1 pseudogene is annotated in these 337 nt (G+C 77.2%); it reads left to right on the top strand.

Annotated features, from left to right (window positions below):
* Positions 1–337, top strand: a pseudogene (locus D3105_RS34890) (AfsR family transcriptional regulator); the annotation flags it as partial.

The following is a 337-nucleotide window of genomic DNA, read 5'->3' as shown; positions in this document are numbered from 1 at the left end:
GCCGGGGACATCTCCGTACGCCAGCGGATCGCGTCCGGCTGGCGGGACCTGGCGGATGGCGACCGGTGGGTGCTGGGGCGGCTGGCCGGGCTCGCCGATGACGGGTGCTTCACCCTGGACCGGGCCACGGTGGCGCTGGGCTGCGGGGAACGAGCGGCGATCCGGGCCGTGGAGGCTTTGATCGACGCCGGCGCGGTGACCTCCCCGGCGGGTGAGGTCACCGCGCATGCGGCGCTGTACGAAGTGCCGCGCCTGCTCTGCCTGTTCGCACGCGAGCGGGAGGCGGCGGGCGGGCAGGAGGCGGCGGGCGGGCAGGAGGCGGCGGGCGGGCAGGAGG

It is taken from the genome of Streptomyces globisporus (assembly GCF_003501885.1).
In the GTDB taxonomy this organism is placed as follows: domain Bacteria; phylum Actinomycetota; class Actinomycetes; order Streptomycetales; family Streptomycetaceae; genus Streptomyces; species Streptomyces globisporus_D.
The sequence above is the reverse complement of the archived record's forward strand: the minus strand, read 5'-3'. Positions and strand labels throughout refer to the sequence as shown.